General features: G+C 54.9%; 2 protein-coding genes. One reads left to right on the forward strand and one right to left on the reverse strand.

The genetic code is table 11. The features are described 5' to 3' along the window. Positions 1 to 1,264, reverse strand: a 1,264-nt coding sequence (locus RTY00_RS23715; RefSeq protein ID WP_312666602.1) for a DNA gyrase subunit A, incomplete at its 3' end; no start/stop codon positions are given. 176 nt (positions 1,265 to 1,440) lie between these two features. Here RTY00_RS23715 and ubiG point away from each other — a divergent pair. Further along, positions 1,441 to 2,166 (forward strand): bifunctional 2-polyprenyl-6-hydroxyphenol methylase/3-demethylubiquinol 3-O-methyltransferase UbiG, encoded by a 726-nt coding sequence (gene ubiG, locus RTY00_RS23720; RefSeq protein WP_312666603.1) that lies wholly within the window; start codon positions 1,441 to 1,443, stop codon positions 2,164 to 2,166. The last annotated feature ends 151 nt before the right edge of the window (positions 2,167 to 2,317 follow it).

Raw genomic sequence — 2,317 nt, forward strand, 5'->3', positions numbered from 1 at the left:
CGGCAACGTTACCCAAATCCCACGACTGCGCCAACAGGCCCAGTTTCGCTTCGGCTGGCGTGGGTGCACGACGAATCAGTTCGATGATTGGATCGATGTTCGCCAGCGCAATCGCCAGGCCTTCAAGGATGTGAGCACGATCGCGCGCTTTACGCAGTTCGAAAATGGTACGGCGCGTAACCACTTCACGACGGTGACGTACGAAGGCTTCGATGATGCCTTTCAGCGTCATGATCTTCGGCTGGCCCTGATGCAGCGCCACCATGTTGATGCCGAAAGAGACCTGCAGCTGGGTCAGCGAGTAGAGGTTGTTGAGAACCACTTCACCAACCGCATCGCGTTTGATCTCAATGACAACACGCATGCCGTCTTTGTCAGATTCGTCACGCAGTGCGCTGATGCCTTCCACGCGCTTCTCTTTCACCAGCTCGGCGATCTTCTCGATCAGGCGCGCTTTGTTCACCTGATACGGCAGTTCGTGAACGATGATGGTTTCACGGCCGGTCTTGGCATCGGTTTCCACTTCGCCACGTGCGCGGATGTAAATCTTACCGCGCCCGGTGCGATAGGCTTCTTCGATACCACGACGACCATTGATGAACGCAGCAGTCGGGAAATCTGGCCCGGTGATGTGCTCCATCAAACCTTCAACGGTGATGTCTTCATCTTCGATGAAGGCCAGACAGCCGTTGATCACTTCCGTGAGGTTGTGCGGTGGAATGTTGGTTGCCATACCTACCGCGATACCGGAAGAACCGTTTACCAGCAGATTAGGAATTTTGGTTGGCAGGACTTCAGGGATCTGCTCGGTGCCGTCATAGTTCGGCACGAAATCGACGGTTTCCTTTTCCAGGTCAGCCAGCAGCTCCGAAGAGATCTTTGCCATGCGCACTTCGGTATAACGCATCGCTGCGGCGGAGTCGCCGTCGACCGAACCAAAGTTACCCTGACCGTCAACCAGCATGTAGCGCAGGGAGAATGGCTGGGCCATACGCACGATACTTTCGTATACCGCGGAATCGCCGTGCGGGTGATATTTACCGATGACGTCACCGACCACACGGGCGGATTTTTTATAGGGTTTATTCCAGTCGTTGCCCAGTTCGCTCATGGCAAAAAGCACACGGCGGTGTACCGGCTTCAGACCATCACGCACATCGGGTAAGGCTCGGCCAACAATGACCGACATGGCGTAATCGAGGTAGGAGTTTTTTAACTCTTCTTCGATATTGACCGGTGTAATTTCTCTCGCAAGGTCGCTCATGGAGCCGCTATCCCTCTACATAATCCCGGATTTAAAGGTGCGAAAGTATATCACATCGCTTCCCTTCGGTGAACGTTAACCAGGCCTTAATCCCGCTTTTCCTTGAGCGTGAGAGATGCGTTCGCGTGACTTAAGCGTTTATACTGAGGGAATATTTTGTCTGGAGTGATGATTCAATGAGTGAACAACCGCAGGAAAGCCGCCAGAACGTTGACCACGCCGAGATTGCTAAGTTTGAGGCCGTGGCATCCCGCTGGTGGGATTTAGAGGGTGAATTTAAGCCGTTGCACCGTATCAATCCCCTGCGACTCGGCTGGATAGCACAGCACAGCAATGGCCTGTTCGGCAAGAAAGTGCTCGATGTCGGCTGCGGCGGCGGCATTCTGGCGGAGAGCATGGCGCGTGAAGGCGCTGAGGTTACCGGCCTGGATATGGGCGCGGATCCGCTGGAAGTGGCACGTCTGCATGCGCTGGAGAGCGGCGTTAGTGTTAACTACGTGCAGCAAACCGTGGAAGATCACGCCGCAAGCCACGCCGGACAATATGACGTGGTAACCTGCATGGAGATGTTGGAGCATGTGCCGGATCCACGCTCGGTGGTATTGGCCTGCGCGCAGCTGGTGAAGCCCGGCGGCGAAGTGTTCTTCTCCACCATCAACCGCAATCCAAAAGCCTGGTTGCAGGCGGTGTTTGGTGCGGAGTATGTGCTGCGCATGGTGCCGCGCGGTACGCACGACGTGAAGAAATTCATCCGTCCTGCCGAGTTGCTGAACTGGGTCGATGAAACCCCGCTGCGTGAAAGAAACATGATTGGCCTGCACTATAATCCGCTGACTAACCAGTTCCGTTTGGGTCGCGGTGTCGATGTTAACTATATGATTCATACGCATCGTCAGGAGTGATGTCATCCCGGTGCGCATTAATGCGCACCCTACGAAAAATCGCACCATCGCCGTAGGTCATATCGACGCGCATCAACACTAGCATCACCGTAGGGTCGCCATTCATGGCGACCTCTTATCCAGATCAATTTCCTTTTAGACGCGTACCCGC

Origin of the sequence: Pantoea sp. CTOTU49201 (genome assembly GCF_032054795.1) — a bacterium.
Lineage (GTDB): Bacteria > Pseudomonadota > Gammaproteobacteria > Enterobacterales > Enterobacteriaceae > Pantoea > Pantoea symbiotica.

Coding starts and splice junctions, on each gene's coding strand:
- ubiG (WP_312666603.1), top strand. CDS start 1,441: ATGAGTGAACAACCGCAGGAAAGCCGCCAGAACGTTGACCACGCCGAG.